The organism is Kribbella sp. NPDC051586, from assembly GCF_044453965.1.
Classification (GTDB): Bacteria; Actinomycetota; Actinomycetes; order Propionibacteriales; family Kribbellaceae; genus Kribbella.
The window spans coordinates 857,767-882,609 of sequence record NZ_JBITDF010000002.1; the positions used below are offsets into that span (position 1 = coordinate 857,767).

The 24,843-nt window shown below is 68.8% G+C and carries 22 protein-coding genes; 10 read left to right on the top strand and 12 right to left on the bottom strand.

Annotated elements, in window-relative coordinates:
* Window positions 1–38: 38 nt before the first annotated feature.
* Both ACIA58_RS14450 and gcvT read right to left on the bottom strand, forming a co-directional pair.
* Complete coding sequence (locus ACIA58_RS14450; RefSeq protein WP_396404107.1) at window positions 39–1,046, bottom strand: ABC transporter permease; 1,008 nt, start codon at window positions 1,044–1,046, stop codon at window positions 39–41.
* A 332-nt stretch (window positions 1,047–1,378) separates the two neighbouring features.
* Entirely contained in the window at window positions 1,379–2,479 is a 1,101-nt protein-coding gene (gcvT, locus tag ACIA58_RS14455; RefSeq protein ID WP_396404108.1) for a glycine cleavage system aminomethyltransferase GcvT, read from the bottom strand.
* A gap of 97 nt (window positions 2,480–2,576) precedes the next feature.
* Between gcvT and ACIA58_RS14460 the strand changes: the two genes are divergently transcribed.
* Complete coding sequence (locus ACIA58_RS14460) at window positions 2,577–4,070, top strand: leucyl aminopeptidase (RefSeq protein WP_396404109.1); 1,494 nt, start codon at window positions 2,577–2,579, stop codon at window positions 4,068–4,070.
* Here ACIA58_RS14460 and ACIA58_RS14465 read toward each other — a convergent pair.
* Window positions 4,059–4,388 carry a cupin domain-containing protein gene (locus tag ACIA58_RS14465; RefSeq protein ID WP_396404110.1) on the bottom strand — a complete coding sequence of 110 codons (330 nt, stop codon included), beginning with the start codon at window positions 4,386–4,388 and terminating at the stop codon, window positions 4,059–4,061. The two genes, ACIA58_RS14460 and ACIA58_RS14465, sit on opposite strands and share 12 nt — an antisense overlap.
* The gene (locus tag ACIA58_RS14470; protein WP_396404111.1) at window positions 4,385–4,699 is read right to left on the bottom strand and encodes a hypothetical protein; all 315 of its coding nucleotides are present in this window, start codon (window positions 4,697–4,699) and stop codon (window positions 4,385–4,387) included. Before ACIA58_RS14470 ends, ACIA58_RS14465 begins: the two co-directional genes overlap by 4 nt.
* A gap of 184 nt (window positions 4,700–4,883) precedes the next feature.
* Between ACIA58_RS14470 and lpdA the strand changes: the two genes are divergently transcribed.
* The 3 genes from lpdA (at window position 4,884) to ACIA58_RS14485 (ending at window position 9,418) form a co-directional block, all read left to right on the top strand.
* The gene (gene lpdA / locus ACIA58_RS14475) at window positions 4,884–6,263 is read left to right on the top strand and encodes a dihydrolipoyl dehydrogenase (RefSeq protein ID WP_396404112.1); all 1,380 of its coding nucleotides are present in this window, start codon (window positions 4,884–4,886) and stop codon (window positions 6,261–6,263) included.
* Window positions 6,264–6,389: 126 nt separating this feature from the next.
* A complete protein-coding gene (gene sucB / locus ACIA58_RS14480) occupies window positions 6,390–8,438 on the top strand; it encodes a 2-oxoglutarate dehydrogenase, E2 component, dihydrolipoamide succinyltransferase (protein WP_396404113.1) in 2,049 nt (682 codons plus the stop codon).
* A 92-nt stretch (window positions 8,439–8,530) separates the two neighbouring features.
* Window positions 8,531–9,418 (top strand): TIGR01777 family oxidoreductase, encoded by an 888-nt coding sequence (locus ACIA58_RS14485; RefSeq protein WP_396404114.1) that lies wholly within the window; start codon window positions 8,531–8,533, stop codon window positions 9,416–9,418.
* 15 nt (window positions 9,419–9,433) lie between these two features.
* Here the strand turns inward: ACIA58_RS14485 and ACIA58_RS14490 are convergent, their stop codons facing one another.
* On the bottom strand, window positions 9,434–10,978 hold the full coding sequence (locus ACIA58_RS14490) for a serine/threonine-protein kinase (protein ID WP_396404115.1): 1,545 nt from the start codon (window positions 10,976–10,978) through the stop codon (window positions 9,434–9,436).
* A gap of 102 nt (window positions 10,979–11,080) precedes the next feature.
* Between ACIA58_RS14490 and lipB the strand changes: the two genes are divergently transcribed.
* On the top strand, window positions 11,081–11,797 hold the full coding sequence (gene lipB, locus ACIA58_RS14495) for a lipoyl(octanoyl) transferase LipB (protein WP_396404116.1): 717 nt from the start codon (window positions 11,081–11,083) through the stop codon (window positions 11,795–11,797).
* Window positions 11,798–11,819: 22 nt separating this feature from the next.
* Here lipB and ACIA58_RS14500 read toward each other — a convergent pair whose 3' ends face one another.
* Window positions 11,820–13,127 (bottom strand): sulfatase-like hydrolase/transferase, encoded by a 1,308-nt coding sequence (locus ACIA58_RS14500; RefSeq protein WP_396404117.1) that lies wholly within the window; start codon window positions 13,125–13,127, stop codon window positions 11,820–11,822.
* A 120-nt stretch (window positions 13,128–13,247) separates the two neighbouring features.
* On the opposite strand from ACIA58_RS14500, the gene ACIA58_RS14505 reads away from it, so the two are divergent.
* Window positions 13,248–14,372, top strand: a complete 1,125-nt coding sequence (locus ACIA58_RS14505) for a hypothetical protein (protein WP_396404118.1) — start codon at window positions 13,248–13,250, stop codon at window positions 14,370–14,372.
* Window positions 14,373–14,375: 3 nt separating this feature from the next.
* On the opposite strand, the gene ACIA58_RS14510 is transcribed toward ACIA58_RS14505, so the two are convergent.
* From ACIA58_RS14510 to ACIA58_RS14530, 5 genes are all read right to left on the bottom strand, one after another.
* Window positions 14,376–15,344, bottom strand: coding sequence for a LysR family transcriptional regulator (locus ACIA58_RS14510; protein WP_396404119.1), 969 nt, complete (start codon window positions 15,342–15,344; stop codon window positions 14,376–14,378).
* A gap of 109 nt (window positions 15,345–15,453) precedes the next feature.
* Entirely contained in the window at window positions 15,454–16,620 is a 1,167-nt protein-coding gene (locus ACIA58_RS14515; protein WP_396404120.1) for an ABC transporter permease, read from the bottom strand.
* Window positions 16,617–17,498 carry an ABC transporter ATP-binding protein gene (locus ACIA58_RS14520; protein ID WP_396404121.1) on the bottom strand — a complete coding sequence of 294 codons (882 nt, stop codon included), beginning with the start codon at window positions 17,496–17,498 and terminating at the stop codon, window positions 16,617–16,619. Before ACIA58_RS14520 ends, ACIA58_RS14515 begins: the two co-directional genes overlap by 4 nt.
* Window positions 17,499–17,614: 116 nt before the next feature.
* Window positions 17,615–18,286 carry a response regulator gene (locus ACIA58_RS14525; protein WP_396404122.1) on the bottom strand — a complete coding sequence of 224 codons (672 nt, stop codon included), beginning with the start codon at window positions 18,284–18,286 and terminating at the stop codon, window positions 17,615–17,617.
* Entirely contained in the window at window positions 18,279–19,571 is a 1,293-nt protein-coding gene (locus ACIA58_RS14530) for a sensor histidine kinase (protein ID WP_396404123.1), read from the bottom strand. The genes ACIA58_RS14525 and ACIA58_RS14530 overlap by 8 nt, the downstream gene beginning before the upstream one ends.
* A 56-nt stretch (window positions 19,572–19,627) precedes the next feature.
* Between ACIA58_RS14530 and lipA the strand changes: the two genes are divergently transcribed.
* The 3 genes from lipA (at window position 19,628) to ACIA58_RS14545 (ending at window position 22,658) form a co-directional block, all read left to right on the top strand.
* Window positions 19,628–20,566 (top strand): lipoyl synthase, encoded by a 939-nt coding sequence (gene lipA / locus ACIA58_RS14535; protein ID WP_328998572.1) that lies wholly within the window; start codon window positions 19,628–19,630, stop codon window positions 20,564–20,566.
* Window positions 20,567–20,568: 2 nt separating this feature from the next.
* Window positions 20,569–21,264 (top strand): DUF4191 domain-containing protein, encoded by a 696-nt coding sequence (locus ACIA58_RS14540; RefSeq protein ID WP_396404124.1) that lies wholly within the window; start codon window positions 20,569–20,571, stop codon window positions 21,262–21,264.
* Between the two features lie 101 nt (window positions 21,265–21,365).
* Window positions 21,366–22,658, top strand: coding sequence for a class I SAM-dependent methyltransferase (locus tag ACIA58_RS14545; RefSeq protein WP_396404125.1), 1,293 nt, complete (start codon window positions 21,366–21,368; stop codon window positions 22,656–22,658).
* 12 nt (window positions 22,659–22,670) lie between these two features.
* On the opposite strand, the gene ACIA58_RS14550 is transcribed toward ACIA58_RS14545, so the two are convergent.
* Complete coding sequence (locus ACIA58_RS14550; RefSeq protein ID WP_396404126.1) at window positions 22,671–23,126, bottom strand: RDD family protein; 456 nt, start codon at window positions 23,124–23,126, stop codon at window positions 22,671–22,673.
* A gap of 190 nt (window positions 23,127–23,316) precedes the next feature.
* On the opposite strand from ACIA58_RS14550, the gene glnA reads away from it, so the two are divergent.
* Complete coding sequence (glnA, locus tag ACIA58_RS14555; protein WP_396404127.1) at window positions 23,317–24,741, top strand: type I glutamate--ammonia ligase; 1,425 nt, start codon at window positions 23,317–23,319, stop codon at window positions 24,739–24,741.
* Window positions 24,742–24,843 lie beyond the last annotated feature (102 nt).

A 24,843-nucleotide genomic window follows, 5' to 3' on the forward strand; every position in this document is an offset into this window, starting at 1 on the left:
CGGGTTTCTCCTTTTCTGCCGCTGGGGCAATCGCCGAACTACCGGCGAGTCTTGGGGTCGAAGGCGTCCCGGATGGCGTCTCCGAGCAGCGCGAGCGCGAGCACCAGAGCGGTGATCCCGATCACGGGCAGCCAGAGGTACATCGGGTCGGCCTTGAACCAGTTCGTGGCGACGGAGATCGTCTGACCCCACGAGGGGATCGGCTCGACCAGTCCGACACCGAGGAAGGAAAGTCCGGCCTCGGCGGTCACATAGGCGGGCAGCGCCAGCGAGGCCGAGATGACGATCGGGGCGACCAGGTTGGGCAGCAGCTCCTTGAACAGGACCTGCCGGGTCGGCACACCGATCGCCTTGGCGGCGAGCACGAACTCACGTTCGCGCAGCGAAAGCACTTCGCCCCGGATGATCCGGGCCAGGCCGGCCCAGCCGAAGAACGAGAGGACGAAGATGAGGACGTAGAAGCGGATCGACGCTTGTTCCTGCGGCGTCAGGTTGAACGAGCCGCCGCGCATCGACTCCACGATCGGCACCAGCGCGATCGCGAACAGCAGGTACGGCAGGCTCAGCACGAAGTCGATCAGCCACGAGATGACCCGGTCGACCCAGCCGCCGAGGAAGCCGGCCAGCAGGCCCATCACGACGCCGATCACGGTGCCGACGACAGTCGCCAGGAACGCGATGATCAGCGACGGGCGGGCGCCGAACACCCAGCGGGCGAAGTTGTCCCGGCCGGTCTTCGGCTCGACACCGAACCAGTGCGAGGCATTGGCGCTGATCGTCGGGTAGCCGTACTCGTCGATCAGGTCGGTGTGGAAGGTGCTGTAGTCCTGGCCCTCGAGCTTGGCCAGCAGCGGCGCGAAGATCGCGATCAGGATGAAGAACAGCACGACCGAGGCGCAGATCACCGCGACCCGGTCCTTGCGCAGCCGGTCGAACGCGATCCGGCTCGGTGACTTCCCGTGGGGGGTGGCCGAAGTGCGGACCGGCTCGGCCGATGCCGGGTGGTCCTCGATCCCTACGGTCGAGTCAGGCGACCCAATACTCATTCGCACTCCGTCAGTTCGTCGGCCGGATTCGGTCCGCAGATCCGGTACATATCGGTGGACAGCGTGCCGGATCTTTGCTCTGTGGAGGGCCCTCGTCAAATCCCCTTGACAGAGCCGATCCCCCACAATCGCGGGCTAGCCTGCCTGACACTGTGACACCAAACCAGCGGTGCCCGGCACCAGTGCACAAATCGTTACCGGAACGGGTACTGGAACGGAACATTTGCCCCGATTCGTCACCGTTCGCAGTCATTCCTTCGCAAAACGCGTCGGCACAGCACCGACAGTGTCCAATTTGTGCCACGATATTACAGAAAGTGACCAAAAAGGCCCTAGCGGACGTGGACGGTGACGAAGGGCGGTTTGACCACGTCGAAAGGCTCCTGACGGCCGCGGATATCGACGGTTACCTGGTCGCCTTCCTTTACCGTCGCGTCGAGTAGTGCAAGCGCGACGCCCTTCTTCAGGGTCGGCGAGAATGTCCCGGACGTGACCTCACCGAGGGCCGTGCCGGATTGGTCCAGAACAGTCATGTGCGGTCGCGGAATACCCCGTCCGGACGCACGCAGGCCGCGCAGGATCCGGGCCGGTCCGCGCTCCTTCTCCGCGCGCAGCGCCTCGTCGCCCCAGAAGTGCTCCTTCTTCCAGCCCACGGCCCACCCGGAGCGCGCCTGTACGGGCGTGATGTCGGGGGAGATGTCCTGGCCGTGCAGCGGATACCCCATCTCGGTCCGCAGCGTGTCCCGGGCGCCCAGGCCGGCCGGCACGATGTTGTGCGGCTTGCCTGCTTCGAGCAGCGCGTCGAACACCGCGACCGCGGCCGCGTTCGGTACGACGAGCTCGTACCCGCGCTCACCCGTGTAGCCGGTGCGGCAGACGACGACCGGCGTACCGCCGAAGTCGGCGACGGCGAACGCCATGTAGTCGTGTCCGGTCGGCAGGCCGATCGCGGCGACGACCTCGTCGCTGTTCGCGCCCTGCACCGCGAGGATCGCGTAGTCGTCGTGGACGTTCGTCACCTCGACACCCTCGGGCGCATCGGCCTGCAGCAGCCTGACCACCTCGGCGGTGTTGGCGGCGTTCGGGATCAGGAACACGTCGTCGTCGCCGTGCAGGTAGGCGATCAGGTCGTCGACCACTCCCCCGCGCTCGTTGCAGCACAGCGTGTACTGCGCCTGGCCCGGCGCGATCTTGCCCAGGTCGTTGGTCAGGCACGAGTTCACGTACGCCGCGGCGCCCGGACCCTTGACGGTCGCCTTGCCCAGATGGCTCACGTCGAAGACGCCGACCGACGTACGGACCGCAGTGTGTTCGGCCACCACCCCGCTGTACTCCAGGGGCATCTCCCAGCCGCCGAACTCGGCGAACTTGGCGCCGAGCGCGACATGGCGCTCGTGCAACGGGGACTTCTTCAAATCGGTCGACTCGGTCATGGAGGGGAAACTACCGGACGCGTAGCATGCTCAGGCAGCTTGCACGTACCGTCACGACCGGCCGTCTGTCCGCCGGTCAAGGAGGACTGAGGATTTCGTGACCACCATCACCCTGAGCAAGTCAGATGCCGCCGGCGTCAAGACCGACGCCGTAGTCATCGGCGTGGTCAAACTCGGCGGCGGCGTCACCCTGCCGGCCGGCACCGAGTCGCTGAACGCCGCGTACGGCGGGAAGCTGGTGGAGGTGCTGTCCGGCCTCGGCGCCACCGGGAAGGCCGGCGAAGTGACGAAGGTGCCCGGCCCGAAGCCGGGCAAGTCGGCGACGCTGATCGCGGTCGGCCTCGGCGCCGCCCCCGACGGCGAACTGAAGACCGAGGACCTGCGGAGCGCGGCCGGCACCGGTGTGCGCGCGGTCAAGATCTCGCAGTCCGTCGCGTTCGCACTGCCGACGCCCGACGCCGACTGCGTCCGGGCGGTGGCCGAGGGCGCGTTGATGGGCCGCTACGCCTTCACGGCGTACAAGTCCTCGGACAGCTCCGAGGCGCCGGGCAATCTGACGCTGCTCACCGACCTGGCCCGCAACAAGGAAGCCAAGGCCGCGCTCGAGCGCGCCCAGGTGACCGCCGAGTCCGTCGCGCAGGTGCGGGACTGGGTGAACACGCCGCCCTCCGACCTGCACCCGGTCGAGTTCGCCGCGGACGCGGTCAAGCTCGGCAAGGAGTACGGCGTCAAGGTCGAGGTGCTCGACGAGAAGGCGCTCGCCAAGGGCGGGTACGGCGGCATCCTCGGCGTCGGCCAGGGCTCGACCAACCCGCCGCGGCTGGTCCGGCTGACCTACACGCCGCGCAAGCCGGTCACGCATCTGGCGTTCGTCGGCAAGGGCATCACGTTCGACTCGGGCGGCCTGTCGCTGAAGACGTCGAGCGGCATGGTGAGCATGAAGTCCGACATGGCCGGCGCGGCCGCGGTGATCGGCGCGACGTTCGCGATCGCCCGGCTCGGTCTGCCGGTCCAGGTGACGACGTACGCCGCGATGGCCGAGAACATGCCGTCCGGCTCGGCGGCCCGCCCGTCCGACGTGCTGACCATGTACGGCGGCAAGACCGTCGAGGTACTGAACACCGACGCCGAGGGCCGGCTGGTGCTCGGCGACGCGCTGGTCCGGGCGTCCGAGGACACCCCCGACCTGATCGTCGACGTGGCCACGCTGACCGGTGCCTGTGTCGTTGCCCTGGGCACCAAGGTGGCCGGCGCGTTCGCGAACACCGACACCGCGCGCGACCGCGTGGTCGACGCGGCGAGCGCGGCCGGCGAGTCGATGTGGCCGCTGCCGATCCCGGCCGAGATGCTCGACAAGCTGAAGTCGCACTCCAAGGTCGCGGACCTGGCCAACATCACCGGCGAGGCGTGGGGCGGCGCGCTGGCGGCGGCCGCCTTCCTCGGCGACTTCGTTGCTGACGGCATCGACTGGGTCCACCTCGACGTAGCCGGCCCGGCCTTCAACGACGGCGGCGCGTCCGGCTACATCCCGAACGGCGGCACCGGCTACGCGGTCCGCACCCTGATCGAGCTGGCCGCCTCAGCGAGCTGAGTAGCGGATCTCCAGCATGGTGCAGCCGGTCTCGGTCCGATAGGGACCGTGCGGCATCCCCGGCGGCCGGCAGGCGTAGTCGCCGGGACGGAACGTCTGCTCGAGGGTGAGATCAGTCAGCTCGCCCTCGAGCAGGTACACCTCTTCGACGTATTCGTGCCGAATGATTTCCTCACCTGACGAGGTGCCTGGCGCCCATCGGGCCAGCCTGGTGAGCGTGCCGTCGGAATCGCGGCTCAGCACCCGCTCGGAGATCCCGTCACCGGCAGCTGTCCAGGCGAGGCCGCCGGTTCGGAAGAACTCGCGCTCTTCCTTCACCGGCCGTTCTTCTTCATGCGGGCGTTGTACTCCCGCATGCGGGGCGGGTAGCCGACCACGGCCGCGTCGTACGACGGGATGCCGAGCTTGTTGGCGAAATTGTGCGCCCACTGCACCGACGGGACCCGGCGGCGGGTCCATTCACCGTCGAGGGCCACCAGGAGCAGGGTGTACTCGGTGACCGCTGTCCGCGGCTCGACGAATCCCTCGACCCCTTGGCGGGTCTGTGCGAACTCCCGCAGGTGCGCCTGGTCCGGAGTGTCCGCCCGGCGCATCGTTCCGGCTTTCCGCCGGCGACCGAACCACTTCATGAGGCAAGTGTCCACTATGTGTGCAAGTCACGGCCGAAATCCTGGATAACGGTTGCGGGTGGCGCCGACGGACCCGGCGCGACCGGCCCGGGCGTGGATCCGGGCTCGATCGGTGACAAGATTGCGCCGGGCCGGGACCGCGATCCGGGACCGGCTGCCTTGGACCAGACCCACGGAGGAACCTGTGACTGACAGTGGCACGACGTACGACCTGGTGATTCTCGGAGGCGGCAGCGGTGGCTATGCCGCCGGACTGCGCGCCGCGACGCTCGGCATGTCCGTGGCGCTGGTGGAGAAGGACAAGGTCGGCGGGACCTGTCTGCATCGTGGGTGCATCCCGACCAAGGCGCTGCTGCACGCGGCCGAGGTCGCCGACTCGGCCCGTGAGGGCGAGCAGTTCGGCGTCCGGACGACGCTCGAGGGCGTCGACATGGGCGGCGTGAACAAGTACAAGGACGGCGTGGTCGACCGGCTGTTCAAGGGTCTGCAGGGCCAGTTGAAGGCGCGCGGCATCACGATCGTCGAGGGCGAGGGGCGGCTCACCTCCCCCACCACCGTGCAGGTCGGCGACACGACGGTCACCGGCCGCAACGTGATCCTTGCCTCCGGCTCCTACTCCCGTTCGCTGCCCGGGCTCGAGCTCGACGGGAACCGGGTGATCGCGAGCGAGCACGCGCTGACGCTCGACCGGGTCCCGGAGTCGGCCGTGATCCTGGGCGGCGGGGTGATCGGGGTCGAGTTCGCGTCCGCGTGGACGTCGTTCGGCACCCGCGTGACGATCGTCGAGGCGTTGCCGCGCCTGGTCCCGGCCGAGGACGCGGACTGCTCGAAGACGCTCGAGCGGGCGTTCCGGAAGCGGAAGATCGCCTTCAAGACCAGTACGCGGTTCGAGTCGGTCGAGGTTGTCGAGAACGGCGTCCGGGTCACCGTCGCGGGTGGCGAGGTGATCGAGGCCGAGGTACTGCTCGTCGCCGTCGGCCGCGGACCGAACACCGCTGGTCTCGGGTACGAAGAGGTCGGTGTCACGCTCGACCGCGGGTTCGTGACCGTGGACCCGACGCTGCAGACAAGCGTGCCGGGCGTGTACGCGGTCGGCGACATCGTGCCGGGGCTGCAGCTCGCGCACCGCGGGTTCCAGCAGGGCATCTTCGTCGCCGAGCACCTCGCGGGTCTCGCGCCGACGCCTATCGACGAGGCCGGGATCCCACGGGTGACGTACTCCGAGCCAGAGGTCGCGTCGGTCGGGCTGACCGAGGAGCAGGCGCGGGAGCAGTATGGCGACGTCGAGATCCTCAACTACAACCTGGGCGGCAACGGCAAGTCGCAGATCCTCAAGACGACCGGCTTCGTGAAGCTGGTCCGCGCCCGCGACGGCGCGGTCGTGGGACTGCACATGGTCGGTTCGCGCGTCGGCGAACTGATCGGCGAGGCCCAGCTGATCTACAACTGGGAGGCGTACCCGGCCGATGTCGCGCCGCTGGTCCACGCCCACCCGACCCAGAACGAGGCCCTCGGCGAGGCGCACCTGGCGCTCGCGGGGAAACCTTTGCACTTCCATGACTGACCCTGCTGGTTGGTCCCAGTAGGTTTGAGCCGCTGGAGCGTGAGAGGCCCGTGACCCGGATCTCGCCCGCTCCGGCGGCACCGTAGGCTGACACTCGACCGATCAGACGAAGGAGCAACGACCGTCATGCCGACCTCTGTATCCCTGCCGGCCCTCGGGGAGAGCGTCACCGAAGGAACCGTCACCCGCTGGCTCAAGCAGGTCGGCGACACGGTTGCCGTCGACGAGCCCCTGCTGGAGGTCTCGACCGACAAGGTCGACACCGAGATCCCGTCGCCGGTCGCCGGCACCCTGCTCGAGATCAAGGCCGCCGAGGACGAGACCGTCGAGGTCGGTGCCGAGCTCGCCGTCATCGGCGACGCGGGCGAAGCCGGCTCCGCGCCGGCCGCCCCCGCCGATGAGCAGCCCGCCGCCGAGCAGCCCGCCGCCGAGGAACCGGCTGCCGAGGAGCAGGCTGCCGAGGCCGCTCCGGCTCAGTCCGCTCCTGCCCAGGAGCAGCCGGCCGCCGAGCAGCACGATGCTCCCGCAGCGCAGGAAGCCCCGGCCCAGGAAGCCCCGGCCGCTCAGGAGGCTCCGGCCGCTTCAGGTGATGGCGCTGCTTCGGGTGGCGCTGCTTCGGGTGGCGCTGCTTCGGGTGGCGCTGCTTCGGGTGGTGGCGCTGCTTCGGGTGGTGGCGCTGCTTCCGGTACGTCGGTCACGCTGCCGGCACTCGGCGAGAGCGTCACCGAGGGTACGGTCACCCGCTGGCTCAAGCAGGTCGGTGACGACGTCGCGGTCGACGAGCCGCTCCTCGAGGTCTCCACCGACAAGGTCGACACCGAGATCCCGTCGCCGGTCGCCGGCAAGCTCCTGGAGATCAAGGTCGCCGAGGACGAAACCGTCGAGGTCGGCGCCGAGCTGGCGATCGTCGGCTCCGGCGACGCGGCCCCGGCCCAGTCCGCCCCCGCCTCGACCCCGGCCCCGGCCGAGGCGCAGTCCGCCGAGGCCCAGGCTCCGGCAGCTCAGGCTCCGGCCGCCCAGGCTCCGGCCGCCCAGGCTCCCGCTGCCCAGGCTCCGGCTCCCGCAGCTGCTCCCGCTCCTGCCCAGCAGGCGGCGCCGGCTGCTGCAGCTCCGGCCCCGCAGGCCGCGCCCGCCCAGGCTCAGGCTCCGGCTCCGCAGGCGGCACCCGCTCAGGCTCCGGTCGCGCAGGCACCCGCTCCGGCGGCAGCACCGGCACTGGCGAGCGCTCCGTCTCCGAACGGCGCCGCGGCCGACGGTCCGAACTACGTCACTCCCCTGGTCCGCAAGCTCGCCGCGGAGCACCAGGTCGACCTCAACGCCGTACAGGGCACGGGCGTCGGCGGCCGGATCCGCAAGCAGGACGTGATCGCCGCCGCCGAGGCGAAGAAGGCTGCGGCCGCAGCCCCGGCCGCCCAGGCAGCTGCTCCGGCCGCAGCGCCGGCGGCACCGGCTTCGGTCAGCCCGCTGCGCGGCACGACCGAGAAGATGAGCCGGATCCGCAAGGCGATCGCGGCCCACATGGTCAACTCGCTGAAGGTCTCGGCCCAGCTGACCACCGTGGTCGAGGTCGACGTCACCGAGATCGCCAAGCTGCGCAACGCCAAGAAGGCGGAGTTCGAGGCCCGCGAGGGCACCAAGCTCTCGTTCCTGCCGTTCTTCGCCCTCGCCGCCGTCGACGCGCTGAAGCAGTACCCGAAGCTGAACGCGTCGATCGACGAGGAGAAGGGCGAGATCACCTACCACGCGGCCGAGCACCTGGGCATCGCGGTGGATGTGGAGCGCGGCCTGATGGTCCCGGTCGTGCACAACGCCGGCGACCTGAACATCGCCGGCCTGGCGAAGAAGATCGCCGACCTCGCCGACCGGACCCGCAACAACAAGGTCCTGCCGGACGAGATGGCCGGCGGCACCTTCACCATCACCAACACCGGCAGCCGCGGCGCGCTGTTCGACACCCCGATCCTGAACCAGCCGCAGGTCGGCATGCTCGGGACCGGCGCCGTCGTGAAGCGCCCGGTCGTCATCACCCACCCGGAGCTCGGCGAGACGATCGCGATCCGGCAGATGGTGTACCTGGCGCTGACCTACGACCACCGTCTGGTCGACGGCGCCGACGCGGCCCGTTACCTGACCGCGGTCAAGAAGCGCCTCGAAGAGGCCCAGTTCGACGTCTGAGCCGATCGGACCGAAGGCGCCGGTGCATTGTCTCCCCGGAGACGGGCACCGGCGCTTTTGTGTTCAGTGAATCCGACAAGGAGCAAAGCGGGATGAAGTACGTGCTGGCCGGAGCTTCCGGCTTCCTCGGCAAGGCCCTCGCCCGCGACCTGGTTGCCGACGGCCACCAAGTCCTCCGGCTGGTACGCCGTACACCCGCGGCCCCGGACGAGATCCGCTGGGACCCGGCGCGCGGTGAACTCGACCCAGCTGCCCTCGGCGACCCCGATGTACTGGTCAACCTGGCCGGCGCGAACATCGGCCGCCCGTGGACCCCGACGTACCGCAACACGATCCGCGAGAGCCGGGTCAGCACGACGTCGACCCTGGCGACCGCGGCGTCACAGCTCGACCGGAGTCCTGTGCTGATCACGCAGAGCGGCGTCGGCGGATACGGCATGGATCTCGGCGACCGCATCCTCACCGAAGACACCGAACTCGGCGAGGGCTTCCTCTCCGACGTCGTACGCCTCTGGGAAGGCGCACTCGAACCCGCCAGGGCCGCGGGCAGCCGGGTCGCCGCGCTCCGGACCGGCGTCGTACTCGATCGCAAGGCACCTGCGTTCCAGCTCCTCTCCCTTCCTTTCCGTTTCTGTCTCGGCGGGCGGCTCGGCTCGGGCACGCAGTACTTCCCCGTCGTCTCCCTCACCGACTGGATCCGAGCGGTCCGCTTCGTCGCCGAGCACGACGCGATGCAAGGCCCGGTCAACATCGTGCTGCCGACACCAACCACCAACGCCGAATTCACCGAGTTGCTGGCCACGGCACTCAATCGGCCGGCGTTACTGCCGGTGCCGGCGTTCCTGATGAAGGCCGCTCTGGGTGAGTTCGCGTGGGAACTTCTGGGCAGCAAGCGGGCATTGCCTACCCGCCTTCAGTCCAACGGCTTCGCCTTCCATCACCCGACCGCCGCGACTGCTCTCTCCGCTGCGCTCGCTTAACTCGCACCGGCGGAGTCAGGCTCGGGTGATTGCGGTGATGCGCCAGGCCTTGGTGGTTGGACTGCTGGTCAGGGTGATGAGTCTGGTCATGGGGGCTCCGGGCGGGAGTGGGGTCGTGGTGCCGGACTGGTCGACTGTCTGACCGCCGGTCAGGTGGTCGGTTGTCTTGAGGGTGATTGTGGTTGGCGTGCGGTAGGCGACTGTGGAGTTGTCGATCTGGACCCGGAGACCTTGGACCCTGATCTGTTGTTTGCGGTAGCTGGACAGGAGTGCGTGGTCGGCTCGCCAGGGTGAGCTGCCGGGGACGTAGATGCGGTCGAGGGCTGTTAGGTCGAGGGTCCAGAACGCCTGGGCGCGCTGTGCGTCGAGCGCTTCCAGCGTCCTCGTCCAGGCAGCCGGATCCTCGCTGGGCGTCGCGGCCACCCCAGTCGGCTGAACACGGGTGGGCTGCGGATGCGCGGACTGCGCCTGCGTCGTCTGTGGGTGCGTCGTCTGTGGGCTCGTGGACTGTGGGCGCACGGACTGGGGGTGGATTGGGTCTGCTTGGGCGGTGGCGGGGGTGTCCAGGGCGCGGAGTGTGGCTATGGCGAGGGCCAGCACGATGACGATGCCGAGGCCGGCAGCCGCGAAGGCGCCGTACGGCAGGTGCGACAGGCGCGGCAGGCGCGGGTGCGTCAGGCGCGGCGGTTGCGGGAGGCGGCGGAGGGTGCGGCGGGATCGGGTGCGTCGTTTTGGGCGGGTGCGCTTGGAGCCTCCTCTGGCGGTTAGGGACTGGGTGGGGCGATCGACGAGTGTGGGTGGTGTTGTGGGCGGCTTGGTCGGAGGTGGGGCGAGCGGCGCGCGGGAGAGCGCCATCGGATCGTCGTCGCCTGGAGTGTCGTCGGAGGACTTCGGAGTCGAATCAGGTGGGACTGCAGAGATTGAGGCCGGCTCGGTGGGAACCGCCAGCTCGATGGGGACGGGGGCAGCTAACGAGAGGAGTTGGCCGGGCAGGGCGTTGGACGGGGTCTTGAGGAAGAGGTCTGCGGTGAAGACGGTGGGATCTGCGCCGGCTTGATGGGACAGAGTTATGAGCGCGTGCAGGTCGGCGACCGGTGGAGCTGGGCGCAGGGTCGCATCGGTGAGGACCGGACGACCGTCGGCGTCAAGGACGACGTTGTGGGGGGTGATCGAGCCGTGGGTCAGGTTGGCCCGGTGGAGGTGGTCCACAGCCTCGGCCAGTGGCACGAGAAGGGTGACCAGCTCACCGCGGGACAGCGGGCCGCGGCGACGTAGGAGCCTGGCGAGACTGCCGGCGGGGACATACTGACTGATCACGAGCAGGTCGGTCTCGGTCTCGCGGAACTCGACCACCCGAGCGATGTGCGGGTGGCGCAGACGGCTCAGCATGCTCAGGTCTTCACGGAGTCTCCTCGGGTCGGGAACTGCGCTGATCGGGATTCGTTTGAGCACCGCGTTACGGCCTGAAGCACGGTCCCGGACCTGCCAGGCCTCGACGCCGGCCGATCCGGGACCGAGCCGCCGGCGCAGGCTGTAACCGGTGAGGTCGGAAAGGTCCATGCCCAAGAGGATGCACCGATCGCGATCCCGCCCGCCGAAGTTATCCACAGGCATGGGGAGGGCCTCGGCAGGCGCTGGTCGGGGGCGCCTACACTCGGACGGGTGAGGGCTATCAGGTACGTGGAAGCGGGCTTCGGCGCCGATGCGGTGGAGTATGAGACCGCGTGGGCGGAGCAGCGGCGGCTGCATGCGGAGGTTGCTGAGGGCACCGGGTCGGACACGCTCATCCTGCTCGAGCACCCGCCGGTGTACACGGCCGGCAAGCGCACCGAGCCGCAGGAGCGGCCGTTCGACGGCACGCCGGTGGTCGATGTCGACCGCGGCGGGAAGATCACCTGGCACGGCCCGGGTCAGCTTGTGGGCTACCCGATCGTGAAGCTGGCCTCACATGTGTACGTCGTGGACTACGTGCGGCGGCTCGAGGAGGCGTTGATCGCGGTCTGCGCGGAGTTCGGTGTGAAGACCGGGCGGGTCAAGGGCCGGAGCGGCGTGTGGGTCGCGGCCGACGACCGTGGCCGGGAGCGGAAGATCGCAGCGATCGGGATCCGGGTCGCGCAGGGCGTGACGATGCACGGGTTCGCGTTGAACTGCAACAACGACCTGGCCTGGTTCGACCGGATCGTGCCCTGCGGCATTTCGGACGCCGACGTGACGACGCTGTCGAAGGAGCTCGGCCGGGAGGTCGAGGTCACCGAGGTGCTGGATTCGGTACGACGGCACCTCGACGAACTCCTCGCCTGGGAAGAGTACGAGCGCAGCCCGGACATCGAGCACGCCGACGAGGGCCCGACGGCGATCACGTACGGATTGACCGTCTGAACGTTCGCGGCAAGCGCCGCAGTCATCCTGAAGCAGCCAGGCGCTCGGCTTGGTCCGTCTTGGCACGGAGATCGGTCGCGTCGGGGTCCAACAGCAATCTCAACTCGGCGTCCAGGCGTTGCACCAGAGCGGCGTCGGCGGACAGGTCGTACAACTCCAGCGGGTCCTCGTCAAGGTTGAAGACCTGTGGCGGGTGGGCGGGGCCGTAGTAGCAGTACTTCCAGGGACCGGACTTGAGCATGAATCCGCCGTCGAGCATGCCTTGGGCGTGGTACTCCGACAGGACAGGCCGGTCTGTGGGATCGAGCAACGAATGTCCGGGCAGAGCTGGATCGGACGCCAGCCCGGCAATGTCCCGAAGGGTTGGCAGTGCGTCGACCAGGCTGACGTGGGCGTCGGTACGCGCAGGCGGCAAGGACGGGTGGCGCAGCAGCAGAGGGATCCGTACTGCGGGCTCGTAGAAGCACTGCTTCTGCCAGATGCCCTGGTGGCCGGCCATTTCGCCGTGATCGCTGGTATAGATGACCACGGTGTCCTCGGGTACTGCGGCCAGCAGCCGGCCGACCTGATGGTCGAGGTGACTGATCAGCGCCCAGTAGCAGACTGTCGCCTCCCGGATCTGCTCCTCTGTCAGCGGTTCGTCGTTGCGGAAGCCGTGTCGCAGCAACGAGATCACCGGGTGCTGCTCGTCGGCGACAGACGGCAGTTCGACGTCGGCAGGATCGTAGAGCGCACGGAACTCCGGTGGTGCGACCAACGGGAAGTGCGGGTGCATGTAGCCGACGTACAACAGGAAGGGCTCCTCGCCAGGAGCACGCAGGAACTCCGCTGCAGCGTCGGTGGCGGCAACGTCGTGCTGTGTGTGCACGTGGTCGCCAGGGCCCTGTTCGGTGACGTGTGAGTTAGACGGTCGCCGCCAGTCCGGCGTACGGCGTGGTGGGCGGCCACTGTGATCCAGCCAGAAGTCCAGGTCGTCAGTGAGGCGCCGATCGAAGCCCAGCAAGCGGTCTGGTCCGTTGAAATGCGTCCGGCCGGCCAGCACCGAGGTGTAACCGGCCTCGCGCAGATGGTGGCCCCAGGTCCGGTACGACGGGCCGGGGATCACGCCGTTGTCCCAGGCCCCGATCTGGTGCACATACTGCCCTGCCATCAGGGAGAGCCTGGACGGAACGCACATGGGGCTGTTCGTGTACGCACGGTCGAATGAAACGCCCTGTGCGGCCAGGCGGTCCAGGTGCGGCGTCTGTACGTGCGGATGGCCGGCCCACCCCGCTGCGGCGGCCGTGTGCTCGTCGGACAGGACTACGAGGATGTTCGGAGGACGGTCCACGGGAACAGCCTAGGCAAGCGATTGCCGGTGCGCTTGGGGCGGATGTGTCTGGTGTTGCGTTCCGGACGGCCGCCGAAGTGTCGGCCGGGTGTGACGGCAGATCGTCGCTACCTTGGGGTTGTGGCCAAATTTCTTGGGTTCTTGCTCGGCGTAGCCGTTGCTCTGGCCGGACCGGCCGTGTTCGGAGTACTCGCGGCGCCGGGTGGTATCGAGCTGAACGCGAAGGAGCTGGCGCTTGCCTTCGGCATCGGCGCGCTGGTCTTCTGGGCCGTGGTGTCGTACTTCTCCGGCGCCGGCGCGCTCGGGGCGTTCCTCGCCTTCGCCACCCTGATCTACTGCTGGCTCTGGATCCCGAACCGGACCACGAACTTCCTGAACGACGTCCCCGGCGTCACCACGGGGATGATCGACGGGTCGAAGCAGTACACGCTGAACGGCGTCGTCTCGATCCTCGGGGTGATCTCGCTGGTGTACGCGATCCAGCTGATCGTCCGCAGTGTGCAGCGGCGGCGGCGCGAGCGCGTCGAGGCCGACCGGCTGCAGCGCGAGCAGGAGGCCGCGCAGGCGCAGCAGGAGGCGGACGTCGCGGCGGTGTACCCGGTTGCCGGGGGCACCTATGCGGAGCCGGTGCCTGCGTACGAGAGTCACTCGCGGTACGACGACCTGTTCGACGAGCCGGAGCCGGTGCAGCCACGGAACCAGGCGGACGAACAGACGCGGCAGTTCCCGGTCGGCGAGGACGAGTTCGACAGCACCCGGCAGTTCCCGGAGGCCGATGCCGAGAGCAACGAGCCGACGCAGGAGGCCGAGGTCCAGGAGAAGGACGAAGCCCCCGAGCCGGAGGAAACCCCGGCGGCCGAGACCAAGCCGGTCGAGGAGACCCAGGCGATGCCGGTCGAGGAGACACACCCGGCTGAGCAGGCGCCGGCGCTCGAGCAGACCCAGGCGATGCCGGTCCAGCCGACTGAGCCGACTGAGCCGACTGAGCCGACTGAGCCCGTTGAGGACACCCAGCCGGTCGAGGCCAAGGCGCCCGAGGCCAAGCCCGCCGAGACCAAGCCTGTTGAGACCAAGCCCGTTGAGACCAAGCCTGTCGAGACCAAGCCTGTTGAGATGAAGGCCGGCAGCAAGGTCGGACCCAAGGAGCAGGTGGGGTCGCAGTACCGGGAGCGGATGGAGGACCCGGAGGACACCGGGGAGTTCCACCTGGCGTTCGTGGAGAACCCGGCGGTCAAGCCCGCTTAGTACTCAGGCGACGTGCATGCGCTGCTGATCCTGGTCCCGGCGCGCATGCTCGGTAATCGCCTCGTCGTACGCCGCGCTCGCCATGTCCAGCACGTCACCGGCCATCTGCGCACGCGGTGACTCCGTGCTCCACGCAAGCACCAGCTTCCGGTGGATCGGGTCGCCTGCCAGCGTGCGAGTGGTGACGTCCGACGAGAGCATGCGGTACGACGTAGGCGAGATCAGCGCAACGCCCTGGCCACTCGTCACGAACCCCATCAGCACCGACGTGTCCACCGAGTGGTGCTCGACCTTCGGCTGGAACCCGGCCGCCTCGCACGCGGCCCGGAACAGTACGTGGAAGCCGCTGTCGTCCGGCGGCTCCCCGATCCACTCCTCGTCCGACAGCGACGCCAGGTCGACCTCGCCACGCCCCCGGGTCGACTCCGCGACCGGGTGATCGGCGGACAGAGCGACGTAGGCCGACTCCGACTCGACGACCGTGATCGACTCGACCCCGGTCGGCAGCCGCAACTCGAACCCGGGGAACTCACGCAGCAGCGCGAAATCCAGCCGCCCCGTCTCGAGCTGCTGCAGCAGGACGCTGGTCGACCACTCGACCTCGATGCTGACCTGCTCGATCTCGCCGTGCGAGCGCAGCCGGGACGCGATCCCGGACATCGGCGCGGTCGGGAATCCACCGAGCCGGACCGCCGACGACTCGACCGCGGTCATCGCGGACACCGTCGCGGACAGGTGGTCGACGTCGACCAGGATGGCCCGCGCGCGATCCACGGCGTACCGGCCGAGTGGCGTCGGGGTGACCCCGGTGCGGGAGCGTTCGAACAGCTCCCCGCCGAACGCCGCCTCGATCCGCTTCAGCTGCGCGGTCAGGCTCGGCTGGCTGACTTTGAGCCAGCGGGCGGCCCGTCCGACGGACCCCGCTTCTGCCACCAGGACCACCACCCGCAGGTGGCGCAGCTCGACGTTCATGCGTTGTGACCGTAGTCCAGGTGTAGGCACAGCACACAGGTACCCAACATTGCGGTTTTGTCACAGCCGGGCCCGGAGCTGTAACGCCGGACCCAGCTGTGACGATGTGCTACGAAGTTTCGAGGGCCAGGGCCTCGCGGTAACCGAGCCGGCGGCCGGTCTGCAGCAACGTCCGCTCGTACAGCCGCGCTCCCAGGCGGACGATCAGCACGGTCGCGCCGAGCAGCACGGCGATCGCGACCAGCGGCTGCCAGATCGGGACGTCCTCGGTCAGCATCCGGCCCGGCATCGACATCGACGACGCGATCGGCACGAACGACGCCACGGTCTTGGCCGACGACCCCGCGAACACCGAGAAGAAGAACGGGATCATCAGGATCATCTGCCCCGGCAGCGTCGTCGACCCGAGGTCCTCCTGCCGCGTGGCCAGCGAACCGGCGACCGCCCACAAGCCGGCCAGCGCCACGAACCCGAGCACGAAGAACACCACGAACCACCCCGCGACCGGCGCGACCACCTCGAGGATGTCGGCCTGGTCGGTGGCCAGCAGCCCGATCAGCGACGCGGCCGCGATCACCACGATCTGCGACAGCGCCAGCACCGTGTTGCCGAGCACCTTGCCCCACAGCAGCGACCGGATCGGTACGGCGGCGGCCAGGATCTCGACGACCCGGCTCTCCTTCTCCTGCACGACGCTCTGCGCGATCATCATGCCGAACCCGAGCGCGGTCATGTAGAACACCAGCGCCAGCCCGATGTTGACGAACTGGGAGACGAGGTCCGGCAACGGCCCAGGCTTCAGCAGCTGCACCTCGACCTTCGTGCCGGAGTGCAACTCCGAAGGAGTCAGCCCCGCCTTCGACGCGTTCGTCTCCATGCCGACCGTCGCGGCCGCCTCGCGCAGCGCGCTCTCGATCCCCGTGTCGACGCGATCCTTGCCGAGGACGACGTACCCGTCCGTCCCCGGCAGCAGCGCCGCCTTGACGTCGCCATCGGTTACCTGCTTCTCGGCAGCCGGCCTGTCAGCGATCCGAACCACCTGGAAGCCGTCGCCGCCCTGCGTGGTCGACGCCTGCTGGACCACCTTCGCGGCCGCGTCGTCGACCACCGCGATCTTCTCGGCGCCGCCCTTGCCCGCGAGGACGGCAGGCAGGATCACCGCGACCATCACGATGAACAGCATCACCAGGGTCGAACCGATGAAGGTCTTGTCCCGGAGTTTCGTGCTGATCTCGCGCTCCGCGATCAGCGCCCACGGCCTGTCCAACACGTTCATCGGGTCGCCTCCCGGAAGACGTCGCTGAGCGCCACCCGCTCCGGCCCGAACTCGCGGACCGGTCCCCGGCTGAGCGCCTCTTGAAGGATCTTCTGCTCGACGGCACCGTCGAGTACGTCGAACAGCGCAGTACCGCCGGCCACGTCGCGCACCTGGATGCCTCGCACGTCGCGCAGCCACCCGGCGTCCCCGTCCACCACCAGCCGGTACGTCGTAGTCGAGCCCGCGGACAGCTCCGCGACGGAACCGGCCGCGACCACCTTCCCGCGGGACAGTACGACGAGGTCGTCGCACAACCGCTCCACCAGATCGAGCTGGTGACTGGAGAACAGCACCGGCACCTCGGACGTGACCTCCTCGCGGAGCAGGTCCACCATCGCGTCGACCGCCAGCGGGTCGAGGCCGCTGAACGGCTCGTCGAGCACCAGCGCGATCGGCTCGTGCACCAGCGCGGCCGCGATCTGCACCCGCTGCTGGTTGCCCAGCGACAGCGTCTCCAGCGCGTCGGTCGCCCGCTCAGCGAGCCCGAGCCGTTCGAGCAGCTTGTCGGTCCGCTCCAGAGCCCGGTCCGGCGAGAGCCCGTGCAACCGGCCGAAGAACACCAGCTGGTCGCGGATCTTCATCTTCGGGTACAGCCCGCGTTCCTCCGGCATGTAGCCGACGTCGCTCCGTACCTCCTGGGTCAGCAGCTCGCCGTTCCAGCGCACCTCGCCCGCGTTCGCGGCCAGGACGCCGAGGATGATCCGCATCGTCGTCGTCTTCCCGGCCCCGTTGGCCCCGACGAATCCGGTCATCCGCCCAGGTACGACGTCGAAGGTCACGTCGTCCAGCGCCAGATGATCACCGAACCGCCGGGTGAGCCCAACCACCCTCAGCATGTGTCACCGTTCCCATCAGGTCAGCCCCCGGCCGGGCGTGCACCCGACACTGACAAACCTAGTGAGGACCTGCCTCCCGGTACGTCGCCCGCGAGGGTGATCGTCCGGGTCACCCCCTAGGCGGAGGTGTCGTCCCCCGGGGTGACCAGGCCGCACTCGTAGGCGAAGACGACGGCCTGGACGCGGTCGCGCAGACCGAGCTTGAGCAGGACCCGGGAGACGTGGGTCTTCACTGTGGCCTCGCCGACGAACAGCTGGGTGGCGATCTCGGTGTTGGTCAGGCCGCGGGCGATCAGGCCGAGGACCTCACGCTCGCGCTCGGTCAGCTCGGCGAGCAGGTCGGGCCGGTAGACACGCTCGCCGCCGCCGGTGAAGCGCTTGATCACCCGGCGCGTCACCTCCGGCGCGAGCAACGCGTGACCGGAGTGGACGACCTGGATCGCCTCGACCAGGTCCTCGGGCGCGGTGTTCTTGAGCAGGAAGCCGCTGGCGCCCGCGCCGAGCGACTCGAACAGGTAGTCGTCGCGATCGAACGTCGTCAGGATGACCACCTTCCCGGCGTCCTCCGCGACGATCCGCTGGGTCGCGCTGATCCCGTCCATGCCGGGCATCTGGACGTCCATCAGCACGACGTCGGGCCGCAACTCCAGCGCCAGCTCGATCGCCTTCTCGCCGTCGGAGGCCTCACCGACCACCTTGATGTCCGGCTCGACCGACAGGATCATCCGGAACCCGGCGCGGACCAGGTCCTGGTCGTCCACCAGCAGGACCCGCATCGGGTCAGTCATCGATCCCTCCAGACATCGGGTGGTCCAGCGGGATGCGGACCCGGACCCGGAATCCTCCCACGGGCCGCGGGCCGATCTCGCTCTCGCCGCCGAGCAGGCCGACCCGTTCCCGGATCCCGACGTGGCCGAGCCGGCTGCCCACCGGCGCGTGCTTCGGGCGGCCGTCGTCGAGCACCTCGAGCTCGACGGTGTTGCCGAGGTAACGCAGGGTGAGGTGGGCGCTGCGGGCGGTCGAGTGTTTCCGGACGTTGGCGAGCGCCTCCTGGGCGATCCGGTACACCGAGACGGACACGGTCTTCGGCAGCTCGGCCGGCGCTCCGATCTGGTGGAAGCCGACCTCCAGGCCCTGACCGTTCACCTCCGAGATGAGCGCCGGCAGCCGGTCCGCACCGGCCTGCGGAGCCTTCGGGTCCGGGGCCGTGACGTCGACGTCGGGGTCTGCCGCGCGAAGCATGCCGAGCAGCTGCCGCATCTCGTTCACCGCGCTTCGGCTGGAGTCCTCGATCACGTTCAGCGCGTTCTTCGCGGCGTCCGGATCGGAGTCCATCACCCGCCGGGCTCCCCCGGCCTGTACGCCGATACTGCTGATATGGTGGGCGACCACGTCGTGCAGCTCGCGGGAGATCCGCAGCCGCTCGTCGATCACCGCACGCCGGGAGTTCGCCTCCTGCTGCGCCGCCAGCTCGGTCGCCTGCTGTTCCAGCTCGGCCCGCTGCCGCGCGGTCCCCCACGCCGTCCGGCCCCAGAAGTACGCGCCGAAGAAGTAGAGGACGTTCAACGCGACAGCGAGGACGACATTCGAGACGTACGGCGAGAACAGCGCGTGGTTCGGCCCTTCGATCGAGTTGTTCTGCAGCGCCTTGACGAAGTTGAGCGCCAGCCAGCCGAACATCGCCACGAAGACCAGCGCGACCGCTGCCTTCATCAGCCGCCGGTCGCGGGACCAGGCCACCGCGGCGTAGATCGCCATGAACATCGTCGCCTGGGTGACCAGGTTGCCGCCGAACGCGAACAGCGCCCGCTCACCGTTGACCACGAACAGCACCGCGACCACCAGCACCACCGGGATCGGCCACCGGCGCCGGAAGCACAGCGGCAGCGCGATCGCCGCACTCAGCACGTACGGCTCGACGCCGCCGATGCCGAGATCCACATGCGTCTGCGAGCCGCCGCGGGCCAGCTCGGTCCCGAGCAGCGACGCCAGCGCCATCCCGAGTCCCAGGAGTACGTCGTACCGCTGCTCACGGGCTGTCGGCGCGGGCCGGGTCCAGGTACTCGGGGACATAGCTCATCAGCGTACGGGTGAAACGGTGGTGAGCGGGGACGCGTACCCTTGGGGGCGTGACCATCGCCCCAGAAGGACGGAAACTGCTCAGGCTCGAGGTGCGCAACGCGGAGACCCCGATCGAGCGCAAACCCGAGTGGATCAAGACCCGCGCCAAGATGGGCCCGGAGTACCAGGCGCTGCAGAAACTCGTGAAGTCCGAGGGTCTGCACACGGTGTGCCAGGAAGCCGGCTGCCCGAACATCTTCGAGTGCTGGGAGGACCGCGAGGCGACCTTCCTCATCGGCGGTGACCAGTGCACGCGGCGCTGTGACTTCTGCCAGATCGACACCGGCAAGCCGGAGGCGCTGGACCGCGACGAGCCGCGCCGCGTGGCCGAGTCGGTCCGGACCATGGGCCTGCGGTACGCGACCGTCACCGGCGTCGCCCGCGACGACCTGGACGACGGCGGCGCCTGGCTGTACGCCGAGACCATCCGGCAGATCCACGAGCTCAACCCGGGCACCGGGGTGGAGATGCTCGCGCCGGACTTCAATGCCGTGCCCGAGCAGCTGGCCGAGGTGTTCTCCTCCCGGCCGGAGGTGTTCGCGCACAACGTCGAGACCGTGCCGCGGATCTTCCGCCGGATCCGGCCGGGCTTCCGCTACGAGCGGTCGCTGGACGTCATCACCCAGGCCCGCGACTACGGCCTGGTCACCAAGTCGAACCTGATCCTCGGCATGGGCGAGACCCGCGACGAGGTCAGCCAGGCGCTGAAGGACCTGCACGCGGCCGGCTGCGAGATCATCACGATCACGCAGTACCTGCGGCCCTCGGTCCGCCACCACCCGGTCGAGCGCTGGGTCAAGCCGGAGGAATTCGTCGAGCTGGACGCCGAGGCGCAGGAGATCGGTTTCGCCGGAGTCATGTCCGGGCCGCTGGTACGGTCCTCGTACCGCGCCGGACGGTTGTACCGCCAGGCCGTTGAGTCACGTATGAACAACCAGGACAGGTAGAGATGGCCAAGAACGACGCGCCAGAAGAGAAGACCAGCCGGCTCAAGCAGATCGTTTCGGCGTACAAGCTGACCAAGAAGTCCGACCCGACGGTCGGACTGGTGCTCGCCGGGATCTTCCTCGGCATCGTCGCGCTGGCCGTGCTGGGCGGCTTCCTGGTCGGTCCGCTGATGATCTGGATCCCGCTCGGTGTCGCGCTCGGCTTCCTGGCCGCGACGCTGGTGTTCGGCCGCAAGGTCGAGAAGGCGGCGTACAGCCAGATCGAGGGCCAGGCCGGTGCGGCCGCCTCGGCGCTGCAGACGCTGCGCCGCGGCTGGACCGTGACGCCCGCGATCGCGGTCACCAAGAACGCCGACATCGTCCACCGCGTCGTCGGCCGGCCCGGGATCATCCTGGTCGGCGAGGGCCAGGCGAGCCGGGTGAAGAACCTGCTCACCGCCGAGGCGAAGAAGCACAACCGGGTGGCGGGCGGCGCGCCGGTGACCCAGATCATCGCCGGTCAGGGCGAGGACGAGATCGACATCCGCAAGCTGACCAAGCACGTCATGAAGCTGCCGGCGGTGATGCAGCCCTCGGAGATCACCGACCTGCTGCAGCGGCTGAAGGCTCTGGACGCGGTCCGGCCGCAGGTGCCGATGCCCAAGGGTCCGGTGCCGAGCAGCCTGAAGGGCGCCCGTCAGGCGATGCGGGGACGGTAACCAAGCGGCATGCTCGACAGTTGATCTGTTCAGACATGCGCCGTGGGGAGGCTGGGAGCCCTTAGAGTGCGACCAGGACGGATTACAGGGGAACAGCTGACATGACGGATCTGATGCCGCCAGTGCGCCGAAGTGTGCACCAACCGGTGGCCGAGACGTGGCCGACGCTGGCGCGGCCACGCTCGAATCCGGTCCGGAGGTACGGCGCGGCCACCGCGATCAAGCTGATCGCCAAGGACCTGCCCGCCACGATCCACCTCGACAGCAACCGCTCGTACGGTCTCGGCGGACCCGCGATGCGGGTGCACCGGACGGCGGCGTTCCTGGACCGGCTAGGGCACGACGCCGGATCCGGGTTCGGCGAGGCCTACCTGGCCGGCGACTGGGACCCGGAGCCGGGCACCGACCTGGCCGACCTGCTGGTCCCGTTCGCCGAGCGGTTCAGCAACGACGAGACCCGCCATCTGCTGCCGAAGTGGGCGCAGTCGCTGCGCTGGCTGGTCACCCGTTCACAGCCGGGCGACCAGGAGAACGACCGGGCCGGCGCCCGGGAGAACATCAGCCGCCACTACGACCTGAGCAACGCGATGTTCTCGGAGTTCCTCGATCCGACCCTGACCTACTCCGCGGCGTACTTCGGTGACGCGGCTCACGGCGACCTGGCAACGGCGTCGTACGACGAGCTGACCGAGGCCCAGCTGCGCAAGCTCGACTCGATCCTCGACGCAGCCGGCGTGCAGTCAGGGTCACGCGTGCTCGACATCGGCTGCGGCTGGGCGAGTCTCGCCATCCGGGCGGCCCAGCGCGGCGCGTGGGTGACAGCGATCACAATCGCCTCGCAGCAGGCGCTGCTCGCCCAGCGCCGGATCGCCGATGCGGGCGTCGGCGACCGGGTGCAGGTCGCGCTGCGCGACTACCGCGACCAGATCGGCGAGTTCGACGCCGTGCTGAGCGTGGAGATGATCGAGGCGGTCGGCGAGAAGTACTGGCCGGTGTACTTCGAGGCGATCGAGCGGCGGCTCGCCCCGGGCGGCGTCGGCGTCGTCCAGGCGATCGTGATGCCGCACGAGCGGATGCTCGCGACCCGGAACACGTTCACCTGGGTGCAGAAGTACATCTTCCCCGGCGGCCTGATCCCGTCGATCAAGGTGATCGAGGACGTCACCGCACAGCACACCGGTCTGCACACTGACGTCGTACGGCACCTCGGCGCCGACTACGCGCGCACCCTGCGGGTCTGGCGGAACCGCTTCATCGAGCGCTGGCCGGAGATCTCCGCGCTCGGGTTCGACGACACGTTCGGGCGGATGTGGGAGTTCTACCTGGCGTACTCCGAGGCGGGCTTCCGCACGGGGTACCTCGACGACGTACAACTGCGGCTCACCCGCCGCTGACCTACCACCTGATCAGCGTCGTACGACGACCGTCTTCGCAGCGAGGTCGTGCAGGCCGCGGTGGTCCCGGTCGAAGATCACGGCGGGGATCAGCAGGCAGATCAGGAACGACCTGATCAGTCCCCCGAGCAGCCCGACCTGCGGGACGTCCCTGTTCTTCAGGTTCTGGACGCGCAGGCCGCAGATCCGGTGACCGATCGTGCCGCCGGCCAGGCCGGTCAGGATCGCGGTCACGACGAAGAAGATCGCCAGATGTGACGTGTTGTAGTCATTGCCGCCCGCCCACATCGGCTTGCCGACCACGACCGAGGCGATCAGCCCGGCGATCAGCCAGTCCAGCACCAGGGCGAGCAGGCGGCGCCCCCAGCCGGCCACTGACCCGGGACCGTCCTCGGGCAGGCCCAGCCGGTTTCCCGGAAAGCGGAATTCTTCGGTGGGTCCTGTGCCCGGCTGCGCCGACGATGCCATGATGGCTAGCCTACGGAACAGCCCCGGGGCCGCCTCCGGCGGATCGCGAGATCTCAGGGCGTCATCGCCGTACACCAGTGGGTCAGCGCGGACACGCTGGGCGTAACATCCGCGAAACATCAGGGTCACGACGGAGAAACCGGCGGGCCCTACGTTCAGATGCAATCTCTGAGCCACCCTAGGAGTACGTATGTTTTCCAGCGCTGAGGAGCTGCTCGCCTACGTCAAGGACGAGGGCATCGAGATCATCGATGTCCGGTTCTCCGACCTGCCGGGCATCATGCAGCACTTCACCGTCCCGGTGTCGTCGTTCGGGCCCGAGGTCTTCGAAGAGGGCCTGATGTTCGACGGTTCGTCGGTACGCGGGTTCCAGCAGATCCACGAATCGGACATGAAGCTGCTGCCCGACCCGACCACGGCCTTCCTCGACACGTTCCGCGGGACGAAGACGCTGGCCATCAACTTCTTCGTGCACGACCCGCTCACCGGCGAGGCGTACTCGCGCGACCCGCGCAACATCGCCCGCAAGGCGCAGGAGTACCTGAAGTCGACCGGCATCGCGGACACCGCGTTCTTCGCGCCCGAGGCCGAGTTCTACGTCTTCGACGACGTCCGGTTCGAGACCAAGGCCAACACCGGGTACTACGCGATCGACTCGGTCGCCGGCGCCTGGAACACCGGCCGGGTCGAGGACGGCGGCAACCGCGGCTACAAGGTCCGCTACAAGGGTGGCTACTTCCCGGTCGCGCCGACCGACCACTTCGGCGAGCTGCGCGACGACATCACGCTGGCGCTGGAGAAGGCCGGCCTGGTCGTCGAGCGCGCGCACCACGAGGTCGGCACCGCGGGTCAGGCGGAGATCAACTTCCGCTTCGACGAGCTGCTGAAGACCGCGGACAACCTGATGAAGTTCAAGTACATCGTCAAGAACACCGCGTGGGCGGCCGGCAAGACGGCGACCTTCATGCCGAAGCCGATCTTCGGCGACAACGGCTCGGGGATGCACGTCCACCAGTCGCTGTTCTCCAACGGCGACGCCCTGTTCTACGACGAGTCCGGGTACGGCGGCCTGTCCGACATCGCCCGCTGGTACATCGGCGGCCTGCTCAAGCACGCCCCGTCGCTGCTGGCCTTCACCAACCCGACGGTGAACTCCTACCACCGCCTGGTGCCGGGCTTCGAGGCGCCGGTCAACCTGGTCTACTCGCAGCGCAACCGCTCGGCCTGCATCCGGATCCCGATCACCGGGTCCAACCCGAAGGCGAAGCGGATCGAGTTCCGCTGCCCCGACCCGTCGGCGAACCCGTACCTGGCCTTCTCGGCCCAGCTGCTGGCCGGCCTGGACGGCATCCGGAACAAGATCGAGCCGGCCGACCCGGTCGACAAGGACCTGTACGAGCTGCCGCCGGAGGAGCACGCGGGCATCCCGCAGGTCCCGACCTCGCTGCCGGCCGTGATCGACTCCCTCGAGGCCGACCACGCCTTCCTGCTCGAAGGCGACGTCTTCACCGAGGACCTGATCGAGACCTGGATCGACCTCAAGCGCGAGCAGGAGATCGCCCCGATCCAGCTCCGCCCGCACCCGCACGAGTTCGAGCTGTACTACGACGTCTGAGTTGCCTGAGACGTAGCTGAGAAGCCCTGCCCGGCCAGTTCGGGTGGGGCTTTCTCGTGCTCTGGACCGGCTTCCGGGCGAGGCGCACAATGCGCTTGATAT

Excerpts from the sequence above, each read along its gene's own strand:
- glnA (WP_396404127.1), top strand. The coding sequence starts at position 23,317 with ATGTTTTCCAGCGCTGAGGAGCTGCTCGCCTACGTCAAGGACGAGGGC.
- ACIA58_RS14485 (WP_396404114.1), top strand. The coding sequence starts at position 8,531 with ATGAAGTACGTGCTGGCCGGAGCTTCCGGCTTCCTCGGCAAGGCCCTC.
- ACIA58_RS14525 (WP_396404122.1), bottom strand. The coding sequence starts at position 18,286 with ATGACTGACCCGATGCGGGTCCTGCTGGTGGACGACCAGGACCTGGTC.
- ACIA58_RS14470 (WP_396404111.1), bottom strand. The coding sequence starts at position 4,699 with ATGAAGTGGTTCGGTCGCCGGCGGAAAGCCGGAACGATGCGCCGGGCG.
- ACIA58_RS14550 (WP_396404126.1), bottom strand. The coding sequence starts at position 23,126 with ATGGCATCGTCGGCGCAGCCGGGCACAGGACCCACCGAAGAATTCCGC.
- ACIA58_RS14540 (WP_396404124.1), top strand. The coding sequence starts at position 20,569 with ATGGCCAAGAACGACGCGCCAGAAGAGAAGACCAGCCGGCTCAAGCAG.
- ACIA58_RS14515 (WP_396404120.1), bottom strand. The coding sequence starts at position 16,620 with ATGAACGTGTTGGACAGGCCGTGGGCGCTGATCGCGGAGCGCGAGATC.
- ACIA58_RS14530 (WP_396404123.1), bottom strand. The coding sequence starts at position 19,571 with ATGTCCCCGAGTACCTGGACCCGGCCCGCGCCGACAGCCCGTGAGCAG.
- ACIA58_RS14450 (WP_396404107.1), bottom strand. The coding sequence starts at position 1,046 with ATGAGTATTGGGTCGCCTGACTCGACCGTAGGGATCGAGGACCACCCG.
- ACIA58_RS14510 (WP_396404119.1), bottom strand. The coding sequence starts at position 15,344 with ATGAACGTCGAGCTGCGCCACCTGCGGGTGGTGGTCCTGGTGGCAGAA.
- ACIA58_RS14490 (WP_396404115.1), bottom strand. The coding sequence starts at position 10,978 with ATGGACCTTTCCGACCTCACCGGTTACAGCCTGCGCCGGCGGCTCGGT.
- sucB (WP_396404113.1), top strand. The coding sequence starts at position 6,390 with ATGCCGACCTCTGTATCCCTGCCGGCCCTCGGGGAGAGCGTCACCGAA.
- ACIA58_RS14520 (WP_396404121.1), bottom strand. The coding sequence starts at position 17,498 with ATGCTGAGGGTGGTTGGGCTCACCCGGCGGTTCGGTGATCATCTGGCG.
- gcvT (WP_396404108.1), bottom strand. The coding sequence starts at position 2,479 with ATGACCGAGTCGACCGATTTGAAGAAGTCCCCGTTGCACGAGCGCCAT.
- ACIA58_RS14545 (WP_396404125.1), top strand. The coding sequence starts at position 21,366 with ATGACGGATCTGATGCCGCCAGTGCGCCGAAGTGTGCACCAACCGGTG.